This is a genomic window from Promicromonospora sp. NFX87 (genome assembly GCF_048564965.1).
Lineage (GTDB): Bacteria > Actinomycetota > Actinomycetes > Actinomycetales > Cellulomonadaceae > Promicromonospora.
Genome location: NZ_CP183413.1, coordinates 1,805,674 through 1,828,624, shown reverse-complemented (window position 1 = coordinate 1,828,624; position 22,951 = coordinate 1,805,674). Strand labels below are relative to the sequence as shown.

Genomic DNA, 22,951 nt, shown 5'->3' with positions numbered 1-22,951 from the left:
GATCCGCGATATATGACCGATACTCGACGGATGGACACCCGGCACCTGGAGTACTTCATCGCCGTCGCGGAGGAGGGCAGCTTCACGCGCGCCGCGCAGCGGCTGCAGACCGTCCAGTCGGCCGTGTCGGCGGGCGTGCGCACGCTCGAGCGCGAGGTCCGCGCCACCCTCTTCGTCCGCACCACCCGGCGGGTCGAGCTGTCCGACGCCGGGCGGGCGCTCCTGCCCGAGGCGCGCGCCGCGATCGAGTCCGTGGACCGCGTGTTCGACGCCGTGGCCGCGGCCGAGAGCGGGCTGCGCGGGCGGCTGCGCCTCGGCGTCTTCGCCAACTCCGACGTGGTCGACGCCCCCACCTTCGCCGGGCGGTTCCACGAGCTCTACCCGGGGGTCACGCTCAGCGTCGTGGCCTCCCCCACCGGTTCCACCGGCCTGGCCGACGACGTCCGCGCCGGCCGCCTCGACGTCGCGATCACCGGGCTCCCGCTCGCCGACCTCAAGGGCCTGCGCACGCACGAGATCCTGGTGGACACGTTCGTGGCGGTGGTCCCCGAGTCCCACGAGCTGGCGCGACGCGACGTGCTCTCGCTCGACGAGCTCATCGACGAGCCGTTCGTCGACGGCCCGCCCGGGTTCGGCCACCGGGTGGTCGTCGAACGGGTGCTGGCCGCACGCGGGCTGCGCCGGGACGTCGTCGTCGAGAGCCCGGACATGGGGCTCGTCTCGCGGTTCGTCGCCGCCGGGCTGGGCGTCGCCGTGGCGCCCACCTTCGTGCTGCGCCCGGCCCCGGGTGCGGTGACCCGGCCCCTGGACCCGGCGCTCCCCTTCTCGCTGCACTCCGTCAGCCGGCCGCGCGCCACGCGCCCGGTCGAGGCTGCGCTGGCGCTGCTGCACCGGCTGACGGCGGAGGCGCCCGTCCCGGAACGGGCCTAGCCGGGCCTCAAGGCCGCAGCGCCTGCAGCACCCGGCTGGGCGACGGGCGCCCCAGGTGCCCCTCCAGCCAGGTGCCCGTCTCGACCAGCCGCGGCATCGAGACGCCGGTGGTGATCCCGAGCCCGTCGAGCATCCAGAGCAGGTCCTCCGTGGCGAGGTTCCCCGTGGCCGACTCCGCGTACGGGCACCCGCCGAGCCCGCCCGCCGACGTGTCGAAGGTCGTCACGCCGTGCCGGAGGGCGGCGGCCACGTTGCCGAGGGCCTGGCCGTAGGTGTCGTGGGCGTGCAGCGCCAGCACGTCGTCGGGCAGACCCGCGGCGTTCAGCGCGTCCAGGAGCGCGACGACGTGCCCCGGCGTCCCGACGCCGATCGTGTCCCCGAGCGAGAGCTGCTCCGCCCCGAGGTCCATGAGCCGCTTGCCCGCCGCGACCACCTGGTCCAGCGGCACGTCGCCCTCCCACGGGTCGCCGAAGCACATGGACACGTAGGCCCGCACGCGCATCCCCGCCGCGCGGGCGCGCGTCATGACCGGCTCGAACATCGCCCACTGCTCGTCCAGCGAACGGTTCAGGTTCCGCCGCGCGAAGGTGTCGGTGGCGCTGGCGAAGACCGCGATGTGCCGCAGCCCGAGGTCGTACGCCCGCTCCAGCCCGCGTTCGTTGGGCACCAGCACGGGCAGGTCGCGCGCGCGGTCGCCGAGCCGGTCCACCAGCGCGGCGAGCACCTCCTCGGCGTCGGCCAGCTGGGGCACCCAGCGCGGGTGCACGAGGCTCGTGGCCTCGACGTACGGCAGGCCGGCGTCGAGCAGCCGCTCGACCAGGCCCACCTTCACCGCCGCCGGGACCACCGCCTTCTCGTTCTGCAGGCCGTCGCGCGCGCCCACCTCGTAGATGGTCACGCGGTCGGGCAGGCTCGGGTCGGGCACCACCTGGGGGCGCCGGAGCTGCTCAGACATCGCTCTCCTTCTCCTGCTCGGGCTCCATCTCGAAGAGCACCTGCCGCGCCGCGACCTGATCGCCGGCCGCCGCCCGGACCCGCACCACGCCGTCCGCCGGGGCCAGGAGCGCGACCTCCATCTTCATCGCTTCCAGCACGCCGAGCGGCTGCCCGGCGACCACCAGGTCGCCGTCCCGCACCTCGACGCGGGCGAGCGTGCCGGGCATCGCGGCGAGCACGACGCCGTCGGACAGCTCGGCCGCCGCGACGCCCGAGGCACTCGGCCGGACGAACCGGAACGTGTGCCCGTGGGTGCTCACCTCGACCGAGCGCGGGCCGACGTCCACCGTGAACCGCGCGGTCACGCCGTCCAGCGCGAGCAGCCCGTCGCCTGGACCCCCGCCCACAGCGCTGCCCACCGGACCGCCCACCGCTCGGCACGACGTCGGCGGCTCGCCCGCGCGGCGCACCTCGCCCCGGGCGGTGCTCACGCGGAGCACCGCGTCGTCCAGCTCGACCCAGGTGTCGGCGGGCGGCCCGCCGAGGCGCCAGCCGTCTCCGCCGTCGGCTACCGCGGCCGTCGCGACGGTCCAGGCTGCCGCCACCATGGCGGACGCCGGGTCCGGGGCAGGCAGCGGGTGGGAGTCCAGCCAGGCGGTGTGCACCTCGCCGTCGCGGAACGCGTCGGAGTCCGCGAGCGCCCGCACGAACCCGGTGTTGGTCACCAGGCCGCCGATGGCGGTCGCGTCGAGGGCCGCGACGAGGCCGCGCCGGGCGGCCTCGCGGTCGGCGCCGCGGGCGATGACCTTGCCGACCATGGGGTCGTAGGCGGCGGGGACGACGGTGCCGTCCTCGATGCCGGCCTCGACCCGAACGCCGTCGCCGGCCGGCCACCGCACCCGCGTCGCCGTCCCGGCCTGGGGCAGGAACCCGCCGAACGCGTCCTCGGCGTAGATGCGCGCCTCGATCGCGTGGCCGGTGACGGCGACGTCGTCCTGGGCAAAGCCCAGCGGCTCCCCCGCCGCGACGCGGAGCTGCTGCTCGACCAGGTCGATGCGTTCGCCGCGGACCGTGACGACCTCTTCGGTGACGGGGTGCTCGACCTGGAGGCGGGTGTTCATCTCGAGGAACCAGGCACTGCCGATCGAGCCCCCACCGCCGGTCGAGCCACCACCGCCGGTCGGGCCACCGTTGGTCGAGCCTGTCGAGACCCCCGGAACCTCCACCAGGAACTCCGCCGTCCCGACGCCCGTGTACCCGACCTCCCGGGCCAGCCGGACGGCCCACTCGTGGAGCGCGTCGCGCAGGGCCGGGTCGAGGCCGGGTGCGGGCGCCTCCTCCAGGACCTTCTGGTGCCGGCGCTGGGCCGAGCAGTCGCGCTCGTGCAGATGCAGGACGTTGCCGTGCTCGTCGGCGAGGATCTGCACCTCGACGTGCCTGCCGCGTTCGACGTACCGCTCCAGGAGGACCGTGTCGTCGCCGAACGCGGCGGCGGCCTCGCGGCGGGCGGCGGCGATCGAGGAGCCGAGCTCCTCCGGGCTGCGCACGATCCGCATGCCCTTGCCGCCACCACCTGCGGCGGCCTTGACGAGCAGCGGGAACCCCGCCCCGTTGGTCGAGCTTGTCGGGGCCCCGGTCTCGACAAGCGGAGTGGTTTCGACAAGCTCAACCAACGGAGGGGTCTCGACAGGCTCGGCCACCGACAGCGCCAGCATCGGCACGCCCGCCGCCTCCGCGATCTTCCGCGAGGTGTCCTTGCGCCCCATCGCGTCCATCGCGTCGGGCGGCGGCCCCACCCAGGTCAGCCCGGCGCCGATGACGGCGCGCGCGAAGTCGGCCTGCTCGGACAGGAACCCGTAGCCGGGGTGGACGGCGTCGGCGCCGGTCTCCTTCGCGGCCGCGAGCAGGGCGGGGATCGACAGGTAGGACTCGGCGGCAGGCGTCGGGCCGATGCGGACGGCGACGTCGGCGGCGCGGGTGTGCGGCGCGGCGGCGTCGGCGTCGGAGTAGACGGCGACCGTGCGCAGCCCGAGGCGGCGCGCGGTGCGGATGATCCGCAGGGCGATCTCGCCGCGGTTGGCGATCAGCAGAGTGTTGGGCATGTTGGTCACATCCGGAAGATGCCGTAGGACGGCTCGGCGATCGGGGCGTTCGCTGCGGCGGCCAGGCCGAGCGCGAGGACGCGGCGGGTGTCGGCGGGGTCGATCACGCCGTCGTCCCAGAGGCGGGCGGTGGCGTAGTAGGGGTTGCCCTGGGTCTCGTACTGGGCGCGGATCGGGTCCTTGAACGCCTCGACCTGCTCGGGCGGGGCGTCGGCGAGGTCGCGCTGCACGGTCGCGAGGACGGACGCCGCCTGCTCGCCGCCCATGACGGAGATGCGGGCGCCGGGCCACATCCAGAGGAACCGGGGGTCATAGGCGCGGCCGCTCATGCCGTAGTTCCCGGCGCCGAACGAGCCGCCGAGCACCACCGTGAACCGCGGCACCGACGTGCAGGCCACGGCGGTGACGAGCTTGGCGCCGTCCTTGGCGATGCCGCGGTGCTCGTACTCCTTGCCGACCATGAACCCGGCGATGTTCTGCAGGAACACGATCGGGATGCACCGCTGGTCGCAGAGCTGCACGAAGTGCGCGCCCTTGAGCGCCGACTCGGAGAACAGGATGCCGTTGTTCGCGACGATCCCGACCTGGTACCCGTCGATGCGGGCGAAGGCGCAGACCAGGGTCTCGCCGTACCGGGCCTTGAACTCGGTGAGCTGCGAGCCGTCGACGATGCGGCGGATGACGTCGCGCACGTCGTAGGGCGTGCGGGGGTCGGCGGGCACGTCGTAGAGGCCGTCGGGGTCCAGCTCCGGCTCCTCGGGCACCACCCGCTCCAGGCTCGGGGTCCGCGCAGCTCCGGTGGTGGTGCCGATGATCTCGCGGACGATGCGCAGGGCGTGCGCGTCGTCGTCGGCCAGGTGGTCCGCGACGCCCGACGTCGTCGTGTGCACCAGGCCGCCGCCGAGCTCCTCCGCCGTCACGACCTCGCCCGTGGCGGCCTGCACCAGGGGCGGCCCGCCGAGGAAGATCGTGCCCTCGTCGCGCACGATGACCGCCTCGTCGCTCATCGCGGGGACGTACGCGCCACCCGCCGTGCAGGACCCCATGACCGCCGCGACCTGCGGGATCCCCCGGGCGGACAGGTTGGCCTGGTTGTAGAAGATGCGCCCGAAGTGCTCCCGGTCGGGGAACACCTCGTCCTGCATCGGCAGGTACGCGCCGCCGGAGTCCACCAGATAGATGCAGGGCAGGTGGTTCTCGGCGGCGACCTGCTGCGCGCGCAGGTGCTTCTTGACCGTCATCGGGTAGTAGGTGCCGCCCTTGACGGTGGCGTCGTTGGCGACGATCACGCACTCGCGCCCCGCGACCCTGCCGATGCCCGTGACGATGCCGGCGCTCGGCACCGCCCACTCGCCGCCGTACATGTCGTAGGCCGCGAGCGCCCCGATCTCCAGGAACGCGCTGCCGGGGTCGAGCAGGCGGTCGACGCGGTCGCGGGCGAGCAGCTTGCCGCGGGCCGTGTGCTTGTCGCGCGCCGCGGTCGAGCCGCCCTCGCGCACGCGCGCGAGGCGGTCGCGCAGCTGCGCGGTGAGGGTGCGTAGGTCCGTTCCAACGGCGGTGTTGATGGCCACGTGTCGCAGCATAGTCCGCTGGTTAATGATCGTTAACCCCTGGCGCGCGGTTCGCCGGCTGGAGCCTCGGCGAAGGCCTCAGCGAAAGCTGCGGCGGTAGTCGCCCGGTGCGGTGCCGCACACCTGCCGGAAGGTGTCGTAGAAGCTGCTCTGGGCGGTGAACCCGGACGCGTGCGCGATCTCGGCGGTGGTGCGGTCCGAGGTGATGAGCAGCCGCTGCGCCTCCGCGACGCGGCACCGCGCGATGTACGTGCCGACCGTCGTGCCGACGACCCGCTTGAAGAGCGTCATCGCGTGGCTGGGGCTCAGGTGGACGGCGCGGGCCACGTCGGCGGCGGTGATCGGCGTCCGGTAGTGCTCGGCCACGAACTGGGCCATCGCAGCGGCGCGCCCCGCGGCCCCGGCCCGGGGGTCCGGCGCGTACGGCGTCGTCCGGACCTCCGCGTCGTCCTGCGCCGCACGGGTCAGGACCCGCCGCACGAACGCCTGGGCCTCCAGCATGACGACGGTGCCGTACCCGCCGTCCTGGACGTCGTGGCGCCAGCTCTCGAAGAGGGCGCCGACGTCCCGCACCAGGGCAGACGTCGGCACGACGACGGGCCGCGCCCGCAGCAGGACCGCCATCTGCTCCGTGGGCAGCGCCCAGCTCAGCACCTCGGTGAGCGGGAGGTGCACCCACGAGACGTCGGTCGGCGTCGCGCCGGGCTCCACGAGCTGGTGCGGGGTCCCGCCCCAGAACAGCGCCACCTCCCCCGCCTCCACCCGCAGGAACGAGCCGCCGAAGAGGTACTCGAGCCGGCCCGCATGCACGAGGTTGAGCTCCAGGTCGTCGTGCCGGTGCGGCCGCATCATCACCGGCGGCGCGCCCCGCTGCACCCACAGGGCGGGTTCGTTCAGCTCCACCTCGTCGTCCGCGAGCGCCATGAGCGGGAGCATAGGGCCACACACGAGCCCCGTACGGCCGCGGCGCGGACCGGAGGATCCCGGAGAGTCGGGGCACGCAGCCGGAGGTGTGACCGCCATCCTCTGGCCTAGCGTCGCCGTATGGCTCATTCTCCCAAGATCACCATCATCGGCGCCGGTGGCTTCGTCTTCCCGCTGCGCCTCATCGGCGACCTGCTCAGCTTCCCGGCGCTGCGCGGCGCCACCCTCAGCCTCATGGACCTCGACGCCGGGCGTCTCGACCGGGTGGCGACGGCCACCCGGGAGCTCGTGGCCCACCACGGCCTGCCCACGGTGGTCGAGCAGACGACCGACCGGCGCGCGGCCCTGCGCGACGCCGACTTCGTGATCATCACGTTCCAGGTGGGCGGCGTGGAGTCCTACCGGCACGACGTCGAGATCCCGCGGCGCTACGGCGTCGACCAGCCGGTCGGGGACACCGTGGGCCCGGGCGGCGTCTTCCGGTTCCTGCGTTCCGTGCCCGCCTATCAGGCCATCGCGGCCGATGCCCTCGACGTGTGCCCGGACGCCCAGTTCATCAACTACGCCAACCCGATGGCCATGGCCACCGCGTACCTCAACGCGCTCGGGCTGCGCACCGTGGGGCTGTGCCACAGCGTGCAGGGCACGACCCGGATGCTCGCGCGCACGCTGGGCGTCCCGTACGACGAGGTGTCCTTCCGCTGCGCCGGCATCAACCACCAGGCGTGGATCGTCGACTTCCGGCACGGCACCGAGGACCTCTACCCGCGCCTGCGCGAGGTGATGAAAGAGCGCCACCAGCCTGCCCGCGGGGCGTCGGGCCTGCTGTCCGACGACGGCGACCACTCCGAGGCGGCCATCGCGGCAAGCAACTACGAGGGCGGCAACGAGCAGGTACGCACCTCGCTGATGAACCACTTCGGCTACTTCGAGACGGAGTCCAGCCACCACGCGTCGGAGTACGTGCCGCACTTCCGCAAGGACGCCGACACCACCCTCGAGTTCATCCCGGAGCGCTGGGACTACTTCGAGATCTGCGCCGCGCACGACGAGCAGGGCGACGTCGACGAGCAGCTCGAACGCCTCAAGGCGGACCTGAGCCCGTCCGTCGAGTACGGGGCCTCCATCGTGAACGCCGTGGTCACGGGGGTGCCGGCGGTCGTGTACGGCAACGTGCCCAACGCGGGCCGGGTCATCACCAACCTGCCCGACGACGCGTGCGTCGAGGTCGCCTGCCTGGTCGACGCCAACGGCGTGCAGCCGACGTCGTTCGGCGACCTGCCGCCCCAGCTCGCGGCGATCAACCGCACGAACACCAACGTGCAGACGCTCGCGGTCCGCGCCGCGCTGACCGGCGACGTCGAGCACGTGCACCACGCCGTCGCGCTGGACCCGCTCACGTCCGCGCACTGCACGCTGGAGCAGATCCGTGCGATGACCGACGAGCTGCTCGCCGCGCACGCGGCGCTGCTGCCGGCCTCCCTGACGGAACAGCTGGCGGGGGCTCGCTCATAGACTGCCTTCCGTGACCCCGCGCAGGCAGCAGATCCTGAGCACGGCAGCCGACCTGTTCGCCGCCCGTGGCTTCCACGGCGTCTCGATGGGAGACATCGGCGCGGCCGTCGGCGTCTCCGGCCCCGCGCTGTACAAACACTTCGCGGGCAAGGAGGACATCCTCGGGCAGTGCCTGCTGCACGCCTCCGACCAGCTGCTGGCGGGCGCGCGCGAGCTGCTGTCCGACGGCGGGGCGCGCTCCGCCGTCGGACAGCCTGGTGCCGGTACCGCAAGGGCCGAGGCAGCGGGGGGCAAGGCCGCGGGGGCCGACGCAACTGGGGCCGAGGCCGCGCTGGCGGCCCTGATCGCGAGGCACGCCGACTTCGCGCTCGACAGCCCGGCACTGATCGTCGTGCAGGAGCGGGAGTGGGCCGCGCTCGGGGCCGAGGCGCAGGCGCAGGTCCGCAAGCGCCAGCTCGCCTACGTCGACGTGTGGTGCGACGCGCTGGCGCCGCTGCGCCCGGACCTGTCCGCCCCGCAGGCGCGGGCGGCGGTCCAGGCGGCGTTCGGCCTCCTGAACTCGACCCCCCACAGCGCCCGCATAGGCCGCGAAACCATGCGCGACTTGCTGACGAGCATGGCCCGCTCGGCCCTCCTCCCAGACCGTTGAGTGCTGGATATTTGTCCTCTCGAAACGGTTCGGGAGGACAAATATCCAGCACTCAACTGACTACTCGACAGGCAGACCCAAGCCCCTCGCTATCAGCATGCGTTGGAGCTCTGACGTGCCCTCGCCTATCTCCAGGACCTTGGCGTCGCGGTAGAAGCGGGCGATCGGGCCGTCCTCCATGACGCCGTACCCGCCGAACACCTGCGCCGCGATGCGCGTGGCCGTCACGGCGGACTCCGTGGCGTACAGCTTGGCGACGGACGACGCCCGCCGGAACTCGTCGAGCGGCGCGCCCTCGTCCTTGAGCGCCGCGGCCCGGTAGGTGAGCGCCCGGCTCGCCTGGAGCATCACCTCGATGTCCGCGATCTGGAAGGCGACGCCCTGCTTGCGGCCGATCGGACCACCGAACGTGGGGCGCACACCGGCGTGCTCCACCGTGAGGTCCAGCATGGCCTGGATGCAGCCGGTGGCCAGCGCCGCGACGGCGACCCGGCCCGTGTTGAGGCAGATCATGAGCTGCTTGAAGCCGTTGCCCCGCTCGCCGAGCAGGTAGGCCTCGGGAACGCGCACGTCCTCGAAGCGCAGGGCGTGGGTGTCCACGGCGCGCCAGCTCATCTTGTCGTGCAGGGGCTCGACGACGAACCCCGGGGTGTCCGTGGGGACGATGACGGCGCTGAGCTCCGGCCGGCCGTCGGGCAGGGTGCCCGTGCGCGCCGCGACGGTGCAGACGCTGGTGATCGGGGTGCCGGAGTTGGTGATGAACTGCTTGGCGCCGTTGACGACCCACTGGCCGTCCACCAGCTCGGCGGTCGTGGACATGGCGTTGGCGTCGCTGCCCGCGCCGGGTTCGGTGAGGCCGAAGGCCCCGAGGGTGCGGCCGGCCACGAGGTCCGGCAGCCACCTGTTCTTCTGCTCGTCGGTGCCGTAGGCCAGCAGCGTTCCCACCCCGAGGCCGACGCCGGCCCCGAGCGTGATGCCTACCGACTGGTCCACGCGGCCGATCTCCTCGACGGCGATGCTGAGCCCGGTGAGCCCGAGGTCGGACCCGCCGTATTCCTCCGGGGCGGTCAGGCCGAACAGGCCCAGCTGTCCCATCTGGTGCACCAGCTCGACGGGCAGGCGACTCTCCCTGTCCCATCGGCCGATGTGGGGCGCGATCTCGCGGTCGGCGAACTCCCGTACCGCGTCCCGGAGCTTGGTGTGCCCCGGGTTCTCTGGTGAGGTATGCATGTTAGGCATGCCACAGAGGTTAACCACCATTAACCTCATCGCGCCAGGCCCACCGGAGGACTTCCTATGCCCGACCAGAGCCAGGTCACCTACGACGTCGTAGGGCTCGACCTGCCGGACGCACTGCCGGACGGCCGGACGGCGTCCTACGCCCGGATCACGCTCGACAGCCAGGAGCGCCGCAACGCCCTCTCGCACGCCCTGCTCGACCAGCTCCGGGCCGCCCTGAACCGCGCCGCGTACGACGACGTCCACGCGGTGGTCCTGGCCGCGGAGGGTCCCGCGTTCTGCTCGGGCGCCGACCTCACCGAGGCCCTGCGCGACGGCATGACCGACTCCGCACGACGCCTCGCCGAGCTGCTGCGCACGATCCTCGCGCTGCCGAAACCCGTGGTGGCGCGCGTGCACGGGCCCGTGCGAGCGGGCGGGATCGGGCTGGTCGCCGCGTGCGACGTCGCGATCAGCGCCGACCACATCACCTACGCCTTCACCGAGGCCCGCCTCGCGCTGGCACCCGCCGTCATCTCGCTGGCGGTGCTCCCGCGGATGACGCCGCGCGCGGCGTCGCGCACGTTCCTGACCGGCGCGCCGTTCACCGCCGCAGAGGCCGCCGCCTGGGGGCTCGTGACCCAGTCCGTGCCGCTGGACGCGCTCGACCGGGAGGTCGACGCGGTGCTCGCCGAGCTCGCGGCCGCCGACCCGCAGGGGCTCACCGCCACCAAGGAACTCCTCAACGCGGACGTGCTCGCCCGGTTCGACGCCAACGTGGACCAGGCCGTCACGACGTCCGCGCAGCTGTTCAGCTCCGAACGCGGGCGGGCCGCGATGGGGCGGCTGCTGCGGCGCTGAGCGCCTGCATCGACTGAGCCGCGATTCCGGGACTCGGTTCGCGCTCGTGGGCACAGCTGCCGGAGCGGCGCGAACCTCGGGCGCTTGCCTGTGCCGCAGCTCGAGTTCGGTCGCTTGCCTTGAGATCGGTCCGTTGAATGACCGATCTCAAGGCAAGCGACCGAACTCACCTCAAGCCACGTGCAACCGACCGATCTCGCGGCACCACATGCCTCCAAGGCCGCCAGGGGTACGGGGGCCGAGAGCCGCCGTGCGTCGACAAGTGTTTGGATGGGGGCGTGGCCATACGGATCTCCTCGCGCAACGCACGCTTCCAGCAGCTCGAGACGCTGCTGACCAACCGCAACAAGCGGCACCGCGCCGCCGAGTTCATCGTGCAGGGCGTGCGGCCCATCACCATGGCCGTGGAGCACGGCTGGGAGGTCCGCTCGCTCCTGTACGACGCCGAGCGCCACCTCTCGCAGTGGGCCCGGGGCGTGCTCGCGGCCCACCCCCACGTCGAGCACGTCAAGATGTCGCCCGACCTGCTCGCCGAGCTCGCCGAGAAGGAAGACGCCGAGCTGCTCGCCGTCGTCGCGATGCGGCCCGACGACCTGGACCGGATAGAGGCCGGACCCGATTTCCTCGGGGTCGTGTTCGACCGCCCCACGCAGCCGGGCAACATCGGCGCGGTCATCCGCTCGGCGGACGCGTTCGGGGCCGACTGCGTGATCACCACCGGGCACGCGGCCGACGCCTACGACCCCAAGTCGGTGCGGGCCACCACCGGCTCGTTCTTCGCGACGCCGGTGGTGCGGGCGCCGTCGTCCGCCGAGGTCATGGAGTGGGTGACCGCGCGGCGCGCCGCCGGGCTGCCCCTGGTGGTCGTCGCCACCGACGAGCAGGGCGAGGCCGACGTGTCCGCGTACGACCTCACCCAGCCGGTCCTGCTCCTGGTCGGCAGCGAGACCGCCGGGCTGACGCGCGCGTGGCTCGACGCGGCGGACGTGACGCTGAGCATCCCGATGACGGGCTCGGCGAGCTCGCTCAACGCGGCGAACGCGGCGACGGTGGTGCTCTACGAGGCCCGCCGCCAACGCCTGGCGAAGTAACCCCGACCAACCCGCCCCGCCTCGGCCACCGTTGGTCGAGCTTGTCGAGACCTCTGATATGTACAGGGGTCTCGACAAGCTCGACCAACGGGGTTGGGCTCGACCAACGGACGGTGGGTCAGAGCTCTATCGAGTACATGCGGGAGCCCGTCGTCTTGACGTAGCCGAGGCTCGCGTACAGCCCGTGGGCCCCGCTCGGGTTGGCCGTGTCGACGTCGAGCGCCGCGTACTGCATGCCCTCGGCGGCGAACGCCCGCATGCCCGCGGCGAGCGTCGCGAGGGCGATCTTGCGGCCGCGGTAGGCACGGCGCGCACCGAGCATGTCCGTGTACCCGAACGAGTACCCGCGCACCTCGAAGTCCTCGGTGTACCGGGCGGCGATCTCGTAACCCACCACCAGCGGCTCGCCGGCCCGGAGCGCCGCGGCGGTGTCGGGGTCGGTGTCGGGCGAGGCGAGCAGGGCGTCGACGTCGGGCGCGTCGTCGACCACGACGAACGACCACTCCGGCGCGAAGCCGGCCCGCTGCTGCCACTGCTCGCGGGTCTGGGGCTGGCTGCCCCAGTGGTCGCGGAACGCGTCGTTGTGCGCCAGGCGAGTGGCCTCGTCCAGGTCGGTGGACCACGGCACGAGCCGCAGCGAGCCGGTCAGGGCGACGTCGGGCACGGGTGCGGCGTCCGACCCGGTCAGCGGTCGCGCCAGGTCGGAGTAGTAGCGGCGCACGCCGAACCCGGCCCGCTCGTAGAGCCGGTGCTTGGACGCGGGCGCGTCGTCCTCGACGAACACGCCGATGCGGGCGGGCACGTCCTTGCCCGACGCCGCGAGCATCTGCCGGGCGCGACCGGTCCCCCAGGCCAGCAGCTCGCGGCCGATGCCCTCTCCGCGGCGGTCGGGGTGCACGCCGCCCCAGCAGAACGCGCGGACCGTCGTCACGTCGCCGGGCGGGCTGTCGACCTGGGCCCAGGCGACGAGGCGTCCGTCGGGGTCGAACCCGAGCAGGGAGTCCGCCGTCATGTCGCGCCATGCGCCCTCGAAGATCTCCTCGATCTCCTCCAGGGTCTCGACGTACGGCTCGGCGTCGGCCCGGGAGATGAGGTTGCGCAGCGCCAGCCAGGTCGGCGCGTCCTCGCGGGTGGCGGCACGCCAGGTCAGGCCGCCTGCCGTGGGGATGGTCAGGGTCGCCGGCGGCGCGGCGCGCTCGGCGATGGGGGCGATGGTCGGGATCTCGGTGCTCATGGCGGTCCTCAGAGTTCGATCGTGTGCAGGGTGGAGCCGTCGCTCTTCGTGTAGCCCAGCCGGGCGTACAGGGCGGGCGCGCCCGTCGGGTTGTCGGTGTCGACGTCGAGCTCGGCGCGCTGCATGCCGTCGGCGGCGTAGACGTGCATCGCGTGCGTGAGCAGAGCGGCCGCGATGCGGCGTCCGCGGTACGCGCGGCGCACGCCGAGCAGCCCCGTGTAGCCCGCGGTGTAGCCCTGCGACTCCCAGTCGTGCTCGTACCGCTCGCCCAGGTGCAGCCCGACGACGTAGGGCGTGCCCGGCGGCACCGTCGTGTCGCCGGGCTGCTCCTGCTCGGACCCCTCATAGCGCACCGACTCGTCGATGACGACGAACGACCACTGCGGCGCGAACGCGCTGCGGTACGCGCGCCATGACTCGGGGGTGCGCGGCTGGCTGCCCCAGTGGTCCCGGAAGGCATCGTTGCGGGCCAGCCGCGTCGCGTCCTCCAGGGCGTCGCTCCACGGCACCAGCCGCAGCGGCGGCTCCAGCCCGATCGCGGGCACCGGCGCGCTCAGGTCGCGCAGCAGGTTGGCGTAGTACCGCACCGGCTCGTACCCCGCGGCGCGCAGCAGGTCGTGACGCTCGGGCGGGTCGACGTCGCAGACGTGCGCGGTGATCCGGCCGGGCAGCTCGGCCAGCTCAGGGTCGGTGCCCAGCTCCGCGAGCGCCTGCCGCGCGCGTCCGGTGGCCCAGGCGAGCAGCTCGGTGCCGATGCCCTCGCCGCGGCGGGTGGGGTGCACTCCCCCGGTCACGGCGGCGCGCAGGAGGCTGACGCCGTCGGTGGGGTAACGCTCGACGGACGCGTGGGCGAGCATCGTGCCCGTGGCGTCGAGGCCCACGAGGGTGTCGGTGGCGGCCTCGAACACGGGGGCGCCGAACAGTTCGTCGATCTCGTCGGGCGAGGTGAACCAGTCGCGGCCGTCCGCCTTCTCGACGGCGTTCATGAGCTCCGTGAGCGCGGGTACGTCCGCGCGCGTCCAGATCCGCCAGGTCAGGCCGCCCGTCGTCGGGACGGGCGGGGTGCGCGGTGCGGCGGCCCGTTCGGCGATCGTCGGGCCGGTCACCGGGTCGGGCACGGCGAACAGGCCGGACGGATGCGTGGGCATACAACCACGCTAGGCGACCGGCCCGCGCCGGGCACGGGATTTTGCGGGCAACCGGCAGGGGTCGGGGCTGCCCCGCCCGGCACGGCGGCGGCGAACGTCGGCGAGATCGGTCCCTTGCACCACCCCGAACCTTGAGATCGGTCCCTTGCACCGAGATCGGTCAATCAACCGACCGATCTCGCTGCAAGGGACCGATCTCAAGGAACCAGGCCAGCAAAGGACCGAACTCAAGGAACCCGGCCGGCAAAGGACCGAACTCGACGAGCCCGCACCTCAGCAGAGCCGAGCGCCGGTCATTCCCTGCCGCCCCGGGGTCAGCGCAGCACGATCACGAGCTGCGTCAGCAGGGGCGCCACGAGAAGGGCGGGCAGCAGGTCCCCCACCGGGATCTGCTTGATGTGCAGCAGCCGCAGGCCGATGCCCACCAGCATGAGGCCGCCCGTCGCCGTCAGGGCGGCGATGTGGGCGTCGGGCAGCACCGACCCGAGCAGCACGCCGGCCAGGGTCACCAGGCCCTGGACGACGGCCACCGACACCGCGGACAGCAGCACCCCGATCCCGAACGAGGACGCGAACGCGAGCGCCGCGAAGCCGTCGAGCACGGACTTCAGCAGGAGCTGGTCGATGCCGCGGCCGAGGCCGTCGGAGAGCGACCCGAGGATGGCGAGCGGCCCCACGCAGAACAGCAGGGACGCGGTGAGCCACCCCTCGATGAACCGCTCGCGCGCCGTCGCGTCCTGGCCGGTCTCGGTGGCGTCGACGAGCACCGGGCGCCGGGACGTGCGCGCGCCGTCGGACCGCCGGGCCAGCCAGCCCTGGATGGTGCCCGCCAACGCTCCGAGGCGGGTCTCGATCCGCAGCAGCGAGCCCGCGATGCCGCCGATCAGCAGCGAGCCGAGCACGATCAGCACAGGAGCGCCGCTGCCCGTGGCCGCGACGAAGGCGGCGTCGGTGACCGCCATCGCGGACAGCGCGGCGACGAGCAGGGTCACCAGGCCGAGGATGTCGGTCACCACCGCATGAGTGCGCTGGGGCAGCCGGTGCCCCACGGCCATGCCCAGCAGCGACCCGACGACGATCGTCCCGACATTGATCAGCGTGCCCAGCCCGGGAATGTCGACGTTCACCGCGCGAGCCTAACCGCCGGCCGGGGCCTCCCCCGTCTTCGCCAGCCGCTCGAAGAGCGCCGAGGTGATGCCCCCGCCGTCCTCGCCCAGGTCCCAGCCGTCCCCCGCGGACCGGTTCGCCACCCAGAACACGAACGTGTCGCCCGCCGGGTCGCGGGCGATCTCCCCGTAGGACCAGCCGTTGCCCCCGTTGTGCCACAGGATGCTGGGGTCCTCCGGGTCGTCGACCACCCAGCCGTAGGCGTAGTACGTCTCGTCGGGCTCCTCACGCACGCGCGGCTCGAACAGCTCGCGCTTGGCGTCGTCGTCCAGGACGACGTCGTCGAGCAGCGCGACGTGCCAGCGGAACATGTCCCGGGGTGTGGAGAGCAGGCCGCCGTTGCCGCGGAGGTTCCAGTACGGACCGTCGTCGGACCAGGGCTGTTCGAGCGGTGTGCCGTGGGAGCGCCCCTCGGCGTCGTACTGCGCGGCCACCTGCTCCTTCGACCAGTCGGGCAGCACGTAACCCGTGCTGGTCATGCCCGCCGGCACGAACAGGTGCTCGGCGAGGTAGGCCTCGTAGTCCTGGCCGGACACCTCCTCGACGACGGCGGTCAGCAGGCTGTAGCCGACGTTCGAGTACAGGTACGTCGTGCCGGGCCGGGACAGCAGCTCGGAGCCCAGCGCCTCGCGCAGGAAGGCGTCGCGGGTCAGCGGCTCGTCGTCGGACCCGAGCGAGTCCAGGAATCCCGAGGAGTGCGTCAGGAGCTGCTCGATGGTGACGGACCGTTTGTCCGCCGGGACGTCCGGGAGGTGGTCCGCGAGCGGGTCGGAGATGTCGAGCAGGCCGTCCATGTCCAGCCGCACGATCGCGGCGGCGGTGAACTGCTTGGTCATCGACCCGATGTCGAGGACGGTGTCGCAGCCCGGGGCTACCCCGGAGGCCACGTCGGGGTTGCCCCAGCCCTGGCACAGGTCCATCGTCGTGCCCCGCCCCGCGACGAGGGCGCCGCTGGAGCCAGCCGGAAGAGCGTCGCCCAGGATCGACTCCGCAGGCTCCGTCGGCCCGGTAGATTCCGTCGGCTCTGCCGATCTGGTCGGGTCGACGTCGCCGGAGCCGCCGGGGCCACCGCACCCGGCAGCGCCCGCCAGCAGCGCGAGCGCCACCAGGCCTCGTCCGAGCCGTCGTCCGTGTGCTGCGGGTCCTGCCTGGTTGCCGCGCGTCGTCGTCACGCCCGTCATTGTTCTGGGCGGGGGCACCCGGCGCACCGAAAGACCCCGCTACCAGGCTCAGTGCACCGAGAAGCCGCCGTCGACGAACAGCGAGTGGCCCGTCACGTACCCGGAAGACGCGCTCGCGAGGAAGACGGCGGCGCCCGCGAAGTCCTCGGGCAGGCCGTTGCGGCCCACCGTGGTGCGGGCGGCGAGCGCCCCGACGCGTTCGGCGTCGTCCTGCAGTCGCTGGTTCAGGGGCGTGAGGACGAACCCGGGCACGAGCGTGTTGGCCGTGACGCCGCGCGACGACCACGCCTCCGACTGGGAGCGCGCGAGCGATTCGAGGCCGCCCTTGGAGACGCCGTAGGCGCCGCTGTCGACGAACGAGCGGTGCGCCTGCTGCGACGAGATGTGGACGAGCCGGCCGAAGCCGCGCTCGGCCATGCCGGGCGCGAACCGCTGGCCGAGCAGGAACGGCGCCTCGAGGTTCACGGTCATGGTGACGTCCCAGGTCGCCTGGTCGACGTCGCCCAGGTGCGGCCGCAGGTTGATGCCCGCGCTGTTGACGAGGATGTCGGGCTCCCCCGCCGCCGCGGCGATGCCGTCGGCGGCGGCGTGGATGCCGTCACGCGTGGAGAGGTCGGCGACGACGGTCTCGACGGCGCAGCCGCGCTCCCGCAGGCCGGCGGCGACGTCGTCGAGCCGGTCGGCGCCGCGGGCCACGAGCACGGTGCGCGCCCCGGCCTGCGCCAGGGCCTCGGCGATGGCCCGCCCGATGCCGGAGCTGCCCCCGGTCACGACGGCGGTGCGCCCCTGAAGGGAGAACAGGGAGGCAAGGTAGTCGTGCGTCGTCATGGCCGGGACGATACCGGCGCCATACCGCCAGCCGGGCACGCACGGCACCGGCGTCGGGTGGGGGCTTACGCTGCCGAGGTGACCGCACTCCCCGCCGCTGTGCCCGCCGAACTGCCCGCTCTCACCGAGCGTTCCGCCGCCCTGCTGGACGCCATGCGCACGCGCGTGGTCGTGGCCGACGGCGCGATGGGCACCATGATCCAGGCGGCGAACCCGACACTGGAGGACTACGAGGGCCTGGAGGGCTGCAACGAGATCCTGACGGTCTCGCGGCCGGACATCATCGCGGGCGTGCACGACGCGTTCCTCGAGGTCGGCGTGGACGCCATCGAGTCGAACACGTTCGGCGCCAACTGGTCGAACCTCTCCGACTACGGCATCGACGACCGCATCCGCGAGCTGGCCCGCAAGGGTGCGGCGATCGCCCGCGAGCGCGCCGACGCGCACGCGACGCCGGACAAGCCGCGCTGGGTGCTGGGCTCGATGGGCCCAGGCACCAAGCTGCCGTCGCTGGGGCACACCACGTACGCGCACCTGCGGGACACGTTCGCGGAGCAGGCGGCGGGCCTGATCGAGGGCGGCGCGGACGCGCTGATGATCGAGACCAGCCAGGACCTGCTGCAGGCCAAGGCCGCGGTGACGGGTGGCCGGCAGGCGATGGCCGACGTCGGGCAGCGGGTCGCGATCATCGTGTCGGTGACCGTGGAGACCACCGGGACCATGCTCATGGGCTCGGAAATCGGCGCGGCGCTGGTGGCGCTGCAGGCGCTGGGCATCGACTCGATCGGCATGAACTGCGCCACGGGCCCGGAGCAGATGAGCGAGCACCTGCGGCACCTGTCGCAGCACGCGGAGATCCCGGTGGCCTGCATGCCGAACGCGGGCCTGCCGGTGCTGGGGCCGAACGGCGCCTCCTACCCGCTCACCCCGGAGGAGCTCGCCGCCGCGCACACGCAGTTCGCGCGCGAGTTCGGCCTGGGTCTGGTGGGCGGCTGCTGCGGCACGACGCCGGAGCACATGCGCCTCGTGGTCGAGGCCGTGGGCGGGCGCCCCGTGGCGGAGCGCGCGCCGGTCCGCGAGAACGCCGTCGCCTCGCTGTACTCCGCGACGGACCTGCGCCAGGAGACGAGCTTCCTCGCGATCGGCGAGCGCACCAACGCCAACGGTTCCAAGGCGTTCCGCGAGGCGATGCTGGAGAGCCGCTGGGACGACGTCGTCGACATCGCCCGGGCACAGACGCGCGACGGCGCGCACCTGCTGGACGTGTGCGTGGACTACGTGGGGCGCGACGGCGTGGAGGACGTGCGCGCGGTGGTCTCGCGCCTGGCCTCCGCCTCAACCCTGCCCCTCGTGATCGACTCCACGGAGCCCGCGGTGATCCGCGCAGGCCTGGAGCTGCTGGGCGGCCGCGGCGTCGTGAACTCGGTCAACTTCGAGGACGGCGAGGGGCCGACGTCGCGGTTCGGGCGGATCATGCCGGCCGTCGTGGAGCACGGCGCCGCCGTCGTCGCGCTGACCATCGACGAGGAGGGCCAGGCGCGCACCGCCGACCACAAGGTCGCCATCGCCTCCCGGCTGATCGACACCCTGGTCGGCGAGTGGGGCATGCGCGTGGACGACATCATCGTCGACGCCCTCACCTTCCCCATCGCAACGGGCCAGGAGGAGACCCGGCGCGACGGGATCGAGACCATCGAGGCGATCCGGGAGATCACGCGCAAGTACCCCGGCGTGCACACCACGCTCGGCGTCTCGAACGTGTCCTTCGGCCTGAACCCGGCGGCGCGCGCGGTGCTGAACTCGGTGTTCCTGCACGAGGCGACGGCGGCCGGGCTGGACTCGGCGATCGTGCACGCGGCGAAGATCCTGCCGCTGTCCTCGATCCCGGACGAGCAGCGGCAGACCGCTCTCGACCTGGTGTGGGACAAGCGCGAGTGGGACGCCGAGGGCAACCTCACGTACGACCCCCTGTCCAAGCTGCTCGACCTGTTCGAGGGCGTCGACGCCGGGGCGATCCGGGATGCTCGTGCTGCGGAGCTCTTGGCCCTGCCCGTGGGTGAGCGTCTCGCGCGGCGGATCATCGACGGCGCCCGCAAGGGCCTGGAGCCCGACCTCGACGAGGCCCTCGGGGCCGGCATGAAGGCACTCGACATCGTCAACGACCACCTGCTGGAGGGCATGAAGGTGGTCGGCGAGCTGTTCGGCAAGGGCGAGATGCAGCTGCCGTTCGTGCTGCAGTCGGCGGAGGTGATGAAGGCCGCCGTCGCGCTGCTGGAGCCGCACATGGAGAAGGTCGAGGGCGACCAGACCAAGGGCACCATCGTGCTGGCGACCGTGCGCGGCGACGTGCACGACATCGGCAAGAACCTCGTGGACATCATCCTGACGAACAACGGCTACAAGGTGGTGAACATCGGCATCAAGCAGCCGGTGAGCGCCATGATCGACGCCGCGATCGAGCACGACGCCGATGTGATCGGCATGTCGGGGCTGCTGGTGAAGTCGACGGTCGTGATGAAGGAGAACCTGGAGGAGCTGGCCTCCCGCGGGTACGACAAGCGGTGGCCGGTGCTGCTGGGCGGTGCCGCTCTGACGCGGACCTATGTCGAGGACGACCTGGCTTCTGCGTTTCCGGGCGTTGTGCGGTACGCGAAGGACGCGTTCGAGGGGCTCCGGCTCATGGAGCCCTTGGTGCGGGTCGCGCGGGGGGCTGCGCCCGACGACGTCGGGCTGCCGGCGCTCAAGAAGCGGCGGCACGCGGTGGTGACGGTGACACAGACCCCTGTGGAGTCGCTGCCCGCACGGTCGGACGTCGCGGCCGACAACCCGGTGCCGGACCCGCCGTTCTGGGGTACGCGGATCGTGAAGGGCGTGCAGCTCTCCGAGTACGCGGCGTTCCTGGACGAGCGGGCCACGTTCATGGGCCAGTGGGGGCTCAAGCCGGGGCGGTCCTCGGATGGCGCATCCTATGAAGAGCTGGTCGAGACCGAGGGGCGCCCGCGGCTCGCGGAGTGGATGGACCGCATCCTGACGGACCAGATCATGGACCCGACGGTGGTCTACGGATACTTCCCGGTGTGGTCGGAAGGGAACGACGTCGTGGTGGCGCACCACGGGGAGCTCTCCGGGATCGGGGCGCCCGACGGCGGGTCCGGTGGTTCCGTCGGAACTGAGCGGCTGCGGTTCCACTTCCCGCGGCAGCGTCGGGACCGGCACCTGTGTCTTGCTGACTTTGTTCGGCCTCGGGAGTGGGTCGAGGAGACCGGGCGGTTCGATGTGCTGCCGGTGCAGCTGGTGACCGTCGGGGATTCCGTTGCTGCGCATACCGGGCGGCTCTTTGAGGCCAACAAGTACAGGGAGTACATGGAGCTGCACGGGCTGTCGGTGCAGCTGACCGAGGCGCTTGCCGAGTTCTGGCATGCGCGGGTGCGGGCAGAGCTGGGGTTCGCCGCCGAGGAGCCTTCTGGCGTTGAGGGGATGTTCAAGCTGGAGTACCGCGGGGCGCGGTTCTCGCTGGGGTATCCCGCGTGCCCGGAGATGGAGGACCGGCACAAGGTGGTGGAGCTGCTGCGGCCGGAGCGGGTGGGGGTGACGCTCTCCGAGGAGCTGCAGCTGCATCCGGAGCAGTCGACGGATGCGTTTGTGTTCCACCACCCGGAGGCGAAGTACTTCTCCGTGTGAGTCTCGCGGCTCCGAGTGCCCGACCAGGTCAAACATGTTCTGGCTGGTCAGATCAGACTGACCTCGGAGTTGGGCGTCACCAAGCTGGAGCCTGAACCGGATTCGAGAACACCAAGTTCCCTCCGGTTCGCCTGTCGCATTTAAATGTACGAAACACTCAATCAATCATTTTGGCAAGAAAGCCACTATTGGGAAACACAGTATTCCAGTCGTGTTCGTCCTCGATCGATATCATCAAGGCGGCGAGTACGCGCAGGCTCACCGAAACCCGCAAGTAGAAGTCCACGCTAGGCTCCCCCTGGTCATCGACCAGCGGCGCCGTACTGTCCACACCCTGTTCCTCGCCAATCACTGCCCGCTCGATTTCTTCTATCGTATGCGTTGCGCGAAAATTTGCGTCGAAGAATCTGTCGATTGATCCAATCAGACGGAACTCGGGATCTGAGCCCAATACCGATGGCCATCGCGCCAATATCACACGCCCGATAAGGACTACTGCCGCCTGTGCAGGGGTGGAGTCATTATGGGGGAATAGAGCGATGTAGTGATTCACGGCCCGGGCACCATGCGGCAACTGACGAAGCAATGCCACCGCAAGAGTCACCGCTATAGCCGTATCAGGCATTTCCTTGAGCACTTCAATCGCCGCATCAGCCTCTTCCTCCCGGCTGGGTGTTGCGATGCCGCACGGCGATTTAGGCGCCCACGTCACCTTTTTCGCGAACTCGGCATATGCACGTTTCTCTAGTCGATCGTAAGTCGTCCCCTCTGTGTTGAGTCGTTTCTTGAGATCACTGCGGCGCTGCTTAAGTATCGTGTCCGTTCCTGCGATATTTAGCGTGTGGTGCAAGACCGATCCGTAGTCGAATCGCGGCAGCAGGCGGCGGACGGCACATCTGAGCATTCTTTCTGCGGCGATGGGTTCAGCGCCGACATCCTCACCGCCCCGTGCCATCTCGTCTTTCGTAGCACGTAGGGCCAATATGGCTGGAGCCTTTTCAAGCTTCGTCGATGAAAGGCCTTCGCCTTCGCGCAACTTGATCAGCTCGTTCATTACTGCTGACTCACGAGCGGCTCCGGTCTCCAGGTCTGCTGTCAACGGTGCGTCTCCCTACCACGCGGATCAGATCCACACAAGCCCCTATCGAACCCTAATATGCGGCCGGAAACGCAAGGTAACACGCCTCAAACTGGGGCTCCACAGTGTTCGCGTGGTCAGTCAGGGTGATTACCAGGCAGAGCGAACTCGACCAGCGAGTCCGCCACTCCTCACCCCGAGAGGTCAGCTCCATGAGCGAGATCCAGGCCTGTACCACCGCTATGGAGGGCATCAGCCGGCCTCAGCGCCGACTGGTCCGTGCGGTCGGCCACATCCGTTCCCAGGCAATCGTTCGCATCGAGGCGGCCGACGCCGCGACCGACGTGGCCGCCATCAAGATCGAGGACTACGCCACGGCGAACGCCTCCGCGATGCGGAAGGCCGCCGACACGGCACTGCTCCAGCGCAGCCTCGAGCAGGTGGCCCCCGAAGCCGCCAATCGGCTGGGGACGCTGGCCGACCGCGAGGTGCTCGCCTTCGCGGAGGTCCTGGGGCAGCTCCAGCGCGAGATGCGCCGAGCGTGAGTCTCATGGATTTCGTCGACGCCTTCATCGTGCAGATCGCTGTCATGGCGGTCGTTGCGCTCGGCTCCGTTGCCCTCCAGGTTGCGGTGCACCTGTGCCGCACGCGTCGGCTCGCGCGGCTGGCTGAGGCACGCGTCGTGGCCGAAGTGCAGTTGCGCCTGATCACCGCCGAGACCCGGGCCGCCATGCGTCAGGCGGCCCGCGAGCACAACCGCAACCAGCGTCACTGACCTCGATCCTTCGTGGGTGAGGTGAGTCAAGGCATAGGAAAGGTGCTCTGACCTGGCACGAT

At 71.6% G+C, this 22,951-nt stretch carries 19 protein-coding genes; 8 read left to right on the top strand and 11 right to left on the bottom strand.

Going from position 1 to position 22,951, the window contains the following annotated elements; all coding sequences use genetic code 11:
• The first annotated feature begins 30 nt into the window (after positions 1-30).
• Entirely contained in the window at positions 31-930 is a 900-nt protein-coding gene (locus ACNYC2_RS08175) for a LysR family transcriptional regulator (RefSeq protein WP_419706548.1), read from the top strand.
• Positions 931-937: 7 nt separating this feature from the next.
• On the opposite strand, the gene ACNYC2_RS08170 is transcribed toward ACNYC2_RS08175, so the two are convergent.
• From ACNYC2_RS08170 to ACNYC2_RS08155, 4 genes are all read right to left on the bottom strand, one after another.
• On the bottom strand, positions 938-1,885 hold the full coding sequence (locus ACNYC2_RS08170) for a hydroxymethylglutaryl-CoA lyase (protein ID WP_419706547.1): 948 nt from the start codon (positions 1,883-1,885) through the stop codon (positions 938-940).
• Positions 1,878-3,968 carry a biotin carboxylase N-terminal domain-containing protein gene (locus ACNYC2_RS08165; RefSeq protein WP_419706546.1) on the bottom strand — a complete coding sequence of 697 codons (2,091 nt, stop codon included), beginning with the start codon at positions 3,966-3,968 and terminating at the stop codon, positions 1,878-1,880. The genes ACNYC2_RS08170 and ACNYC2_RS08165 overlap by 8 nt, the downstream gene beginning before the upstream one ends.
• Before the next feature lie 5 nt (positions 3,969-3,973).
• Complete coding sequence (locus ACNYC2_RS08160; protein WP_419706545.1) at positions 3,974-5,539, bottom strand: carboxyl transferase domain-containing protein; 1,566 nt, start codon at positions 5,537-5,539, stop codon at positions 3,974-3,976.
• Between the two features lie 78 nt (positions 5,540-5,617).
• Positions 5,618-6,463, bottom strand: a complete 846-nt coding sequence (locus ACNYC2_RS08155; RefSeq protein ID WP_419706544.1) for a helix-turn-helix domain-containing protein — start codon at positions 6,461-6,463, stop codon at positions 5,618-5,620.
• 120 nt (positions 6,464-6,583) lie between these two features.
• Between ACNYC2_RS08155 and melA the strand changes: the two genes are divergently transcribed.
• Positions 6,584-7,978, top strand: coding sequence for an alpha-galactosidase (gene melA, locus ACNYC2_RS08150; protein WP_419706543.1), 1,395 nt, complete (start codon positions 6,584-6,586; stop codon positions 7,976-7,978).
• 10 nt (positions 7,979-7,988) lie between these two features.
• Entirely contained in the window at positions 7,989-8,627 is a 639-nt protein-coding gene (locus ACNYC2_RS08145; protein ID WP_419706542.1) for a TetR family transcriptional regulator, read from the top strand.
• A gap of 60 nt (positions 8,628-8,687) precedes the next feature.
• On the opposite strand, the gene ACNYC2_RS08140 is transcribed toward ACNYC2_RS08145, so the two are convergent.
• Complete coding sequence (locus ACNYC2_RS08140; protein WP_419706541.1) at positions 8,688-9,857, bottom strand: acyl-CoA dehydrogenase family protein; 1,170 nt, start codon at positions 9,855-9,857, stop codon at positions 8,688-8,690.
• Between the two features lie 66 nt (positions 9,858-9,923).
• Between ACNYC2_RS08140 and ACNYC2_RS08135 the strand changes: the two genes are divergently transcribed.
• On the top strand, positions 9,924-10,706 hold the full coding sequence (locus ACNYC2_RS08135) for an enoyl-CoA hydratase-related protein (RefSeq protein WP_419706540.1): 783 nt from the start codon (positions 9,924-9,926) through the stop codon (positions 10,704-10,706).
• Between the two features lie 278 nt (positions 10,707-10,984).
• Positions 10,985-11,797, top strand: coding sequence for a TrmH family RNA methyltransferase (locus ACNYC2_RS08130; protein ID WP_419706539.1), 813 nt, complete (start codon positions 10,985-10,987; stop codon positions 11,795-11,797).
• Positions 11,798-11,915: 118 nt separating this feature from the next.
• Here the strand turns inward: ACNYC2_RS08130 and ACNYC2_RS08125 are convergent, their stop codons facing one another.
• The 5 genes from ACNYC2_RS08125 to ACNYC2_RS08105 all read right to left on the bottom strand — a co-directional run bounded on the left by ACNYC2_RS08125 (position 11,916) and on the right by ACNYC2_RS08105 (position 17,355).
• Complete coding sequence (locus tag ACNYC2_RS08125; protein WP_419706538.1) at positions 11,916-13,031, bottom strand: GNAT family N-acetyltransferase; 1,116 nt, start codon at positions 13,029-13,031, stop codon at positions 11,916-11,918.
• A gap of 8 nt (positions 13,032-13,039) precedes the next feature.
• Positions 13,040-14,179: a GNAT family N-acetyltransferase gene (locus tag ACNYC2_RS08120; protein WP_419706537.1), complete on the bottom strand. Its 1,140-nt coding sequence runs from the start codon at positions 14,177-14,179 to the stop codon at positions 13,040-13,042.
• 314 nt (positions 14,180-14,493) lie between these two features.
• Entirely contained in the window at positions 14,494-15,306 is an 813-nt protein-coding gene (locus tag ACNYC2_RS08115; RefSeq protein WP_419706536.1) for a DUF554 domain-containing protein, read from the bottom strand.
• Positions 15,307-15,315: 9 nt separating this feature from the next.
• Entirely contained in the window at positions 15,316-16,518 is a 1,203-nt protein-coding gene (locus ACNYC2_RS08110) for a serine hydrolase domain-containing protein (RefSeq protein WP_419706535.1), read from the bottom strand.
• A gap of 57 nt (positions 16,519-16,575) precedes the next feature.
• Positions 16,576-17,355, bottom strand: coding sequence for an SDR family NAD(P)-dependent oxidoreductase (locus ACNYC2_RS08105; protein ID WP_419706534.1), 780 nt, complete (start codon positions 17,353-17,355; stop codon positions 16,576-16,578).
• A 153-nt stretch (positions 17,356-17,508) separates the two neighbouring features.
• Between ACNYC2_RS08105 and metH the strand changes: the two genes are divergently transcribed.
• The gene (gene metH, locus ACNYC2_RS08100; protein WP_419707791.1) at positions 17,509-21,036 is read left to right on the top strand and encodes a methionine synthase; all 3,528 of its coding nucleotides are present in this window, start codon (positions 17,509-17,511) and stop codon (positions 21,034-21,036) included.
• Positions 21,037-21,193: 157 nt separating this feature from the next.
• Here the strand turns inward: metH and ACNYC2_RS08095 are convergent, their stop codons facing one another.
• On the bottom strand, positions 21,194-22,090 hold the full coding sequence (locus ACNYC2_RS08095) for a hypothetical protein (RefSeq protein WP_419706533.1): 897 nt from the start codon (positions 22,088-22,090) through the stop codon (positions 21,194-21,196).
• 236 nt (positions 22,091-22,326) lie between these two features.
• Between ACNYC2_RS08095 and ACNYC2_RS08090 the strand changes: the two genes are divergently transcribed.
• Both ACNYC2_RS08090 and ACNYC2_RS08085 read left to right on the top strand, forming a co-directional pair.
• Positions 22,327-22,659 carry a hypothetical protein gene (locus ACNYC2_RS08090; RefSeq protein ID WP_419706532.1) on the top strand — a complete coding sequence of 111 codons (333 nt, stop codon included), beginning with the start codon at positions 22,327-22,329 and terminating at the stop codon, positions 22,657-22,659.
• 5 nt (positions 22,660-22,664) lie between these two features.
• The gene (locus ACNYC2_RS08085) at positions 22,665-22,889 is read left to right on the top strand and encodes a hypothetical protein (protein WP_419706531.1); all 225 of its coding nucleotides are present in this window, start codon (positions 22,665-22,667) and stop codon (positions 22,887-22,889) included.
• Positions 22,890-22,951: the final 62 nt, after the last annotated feature.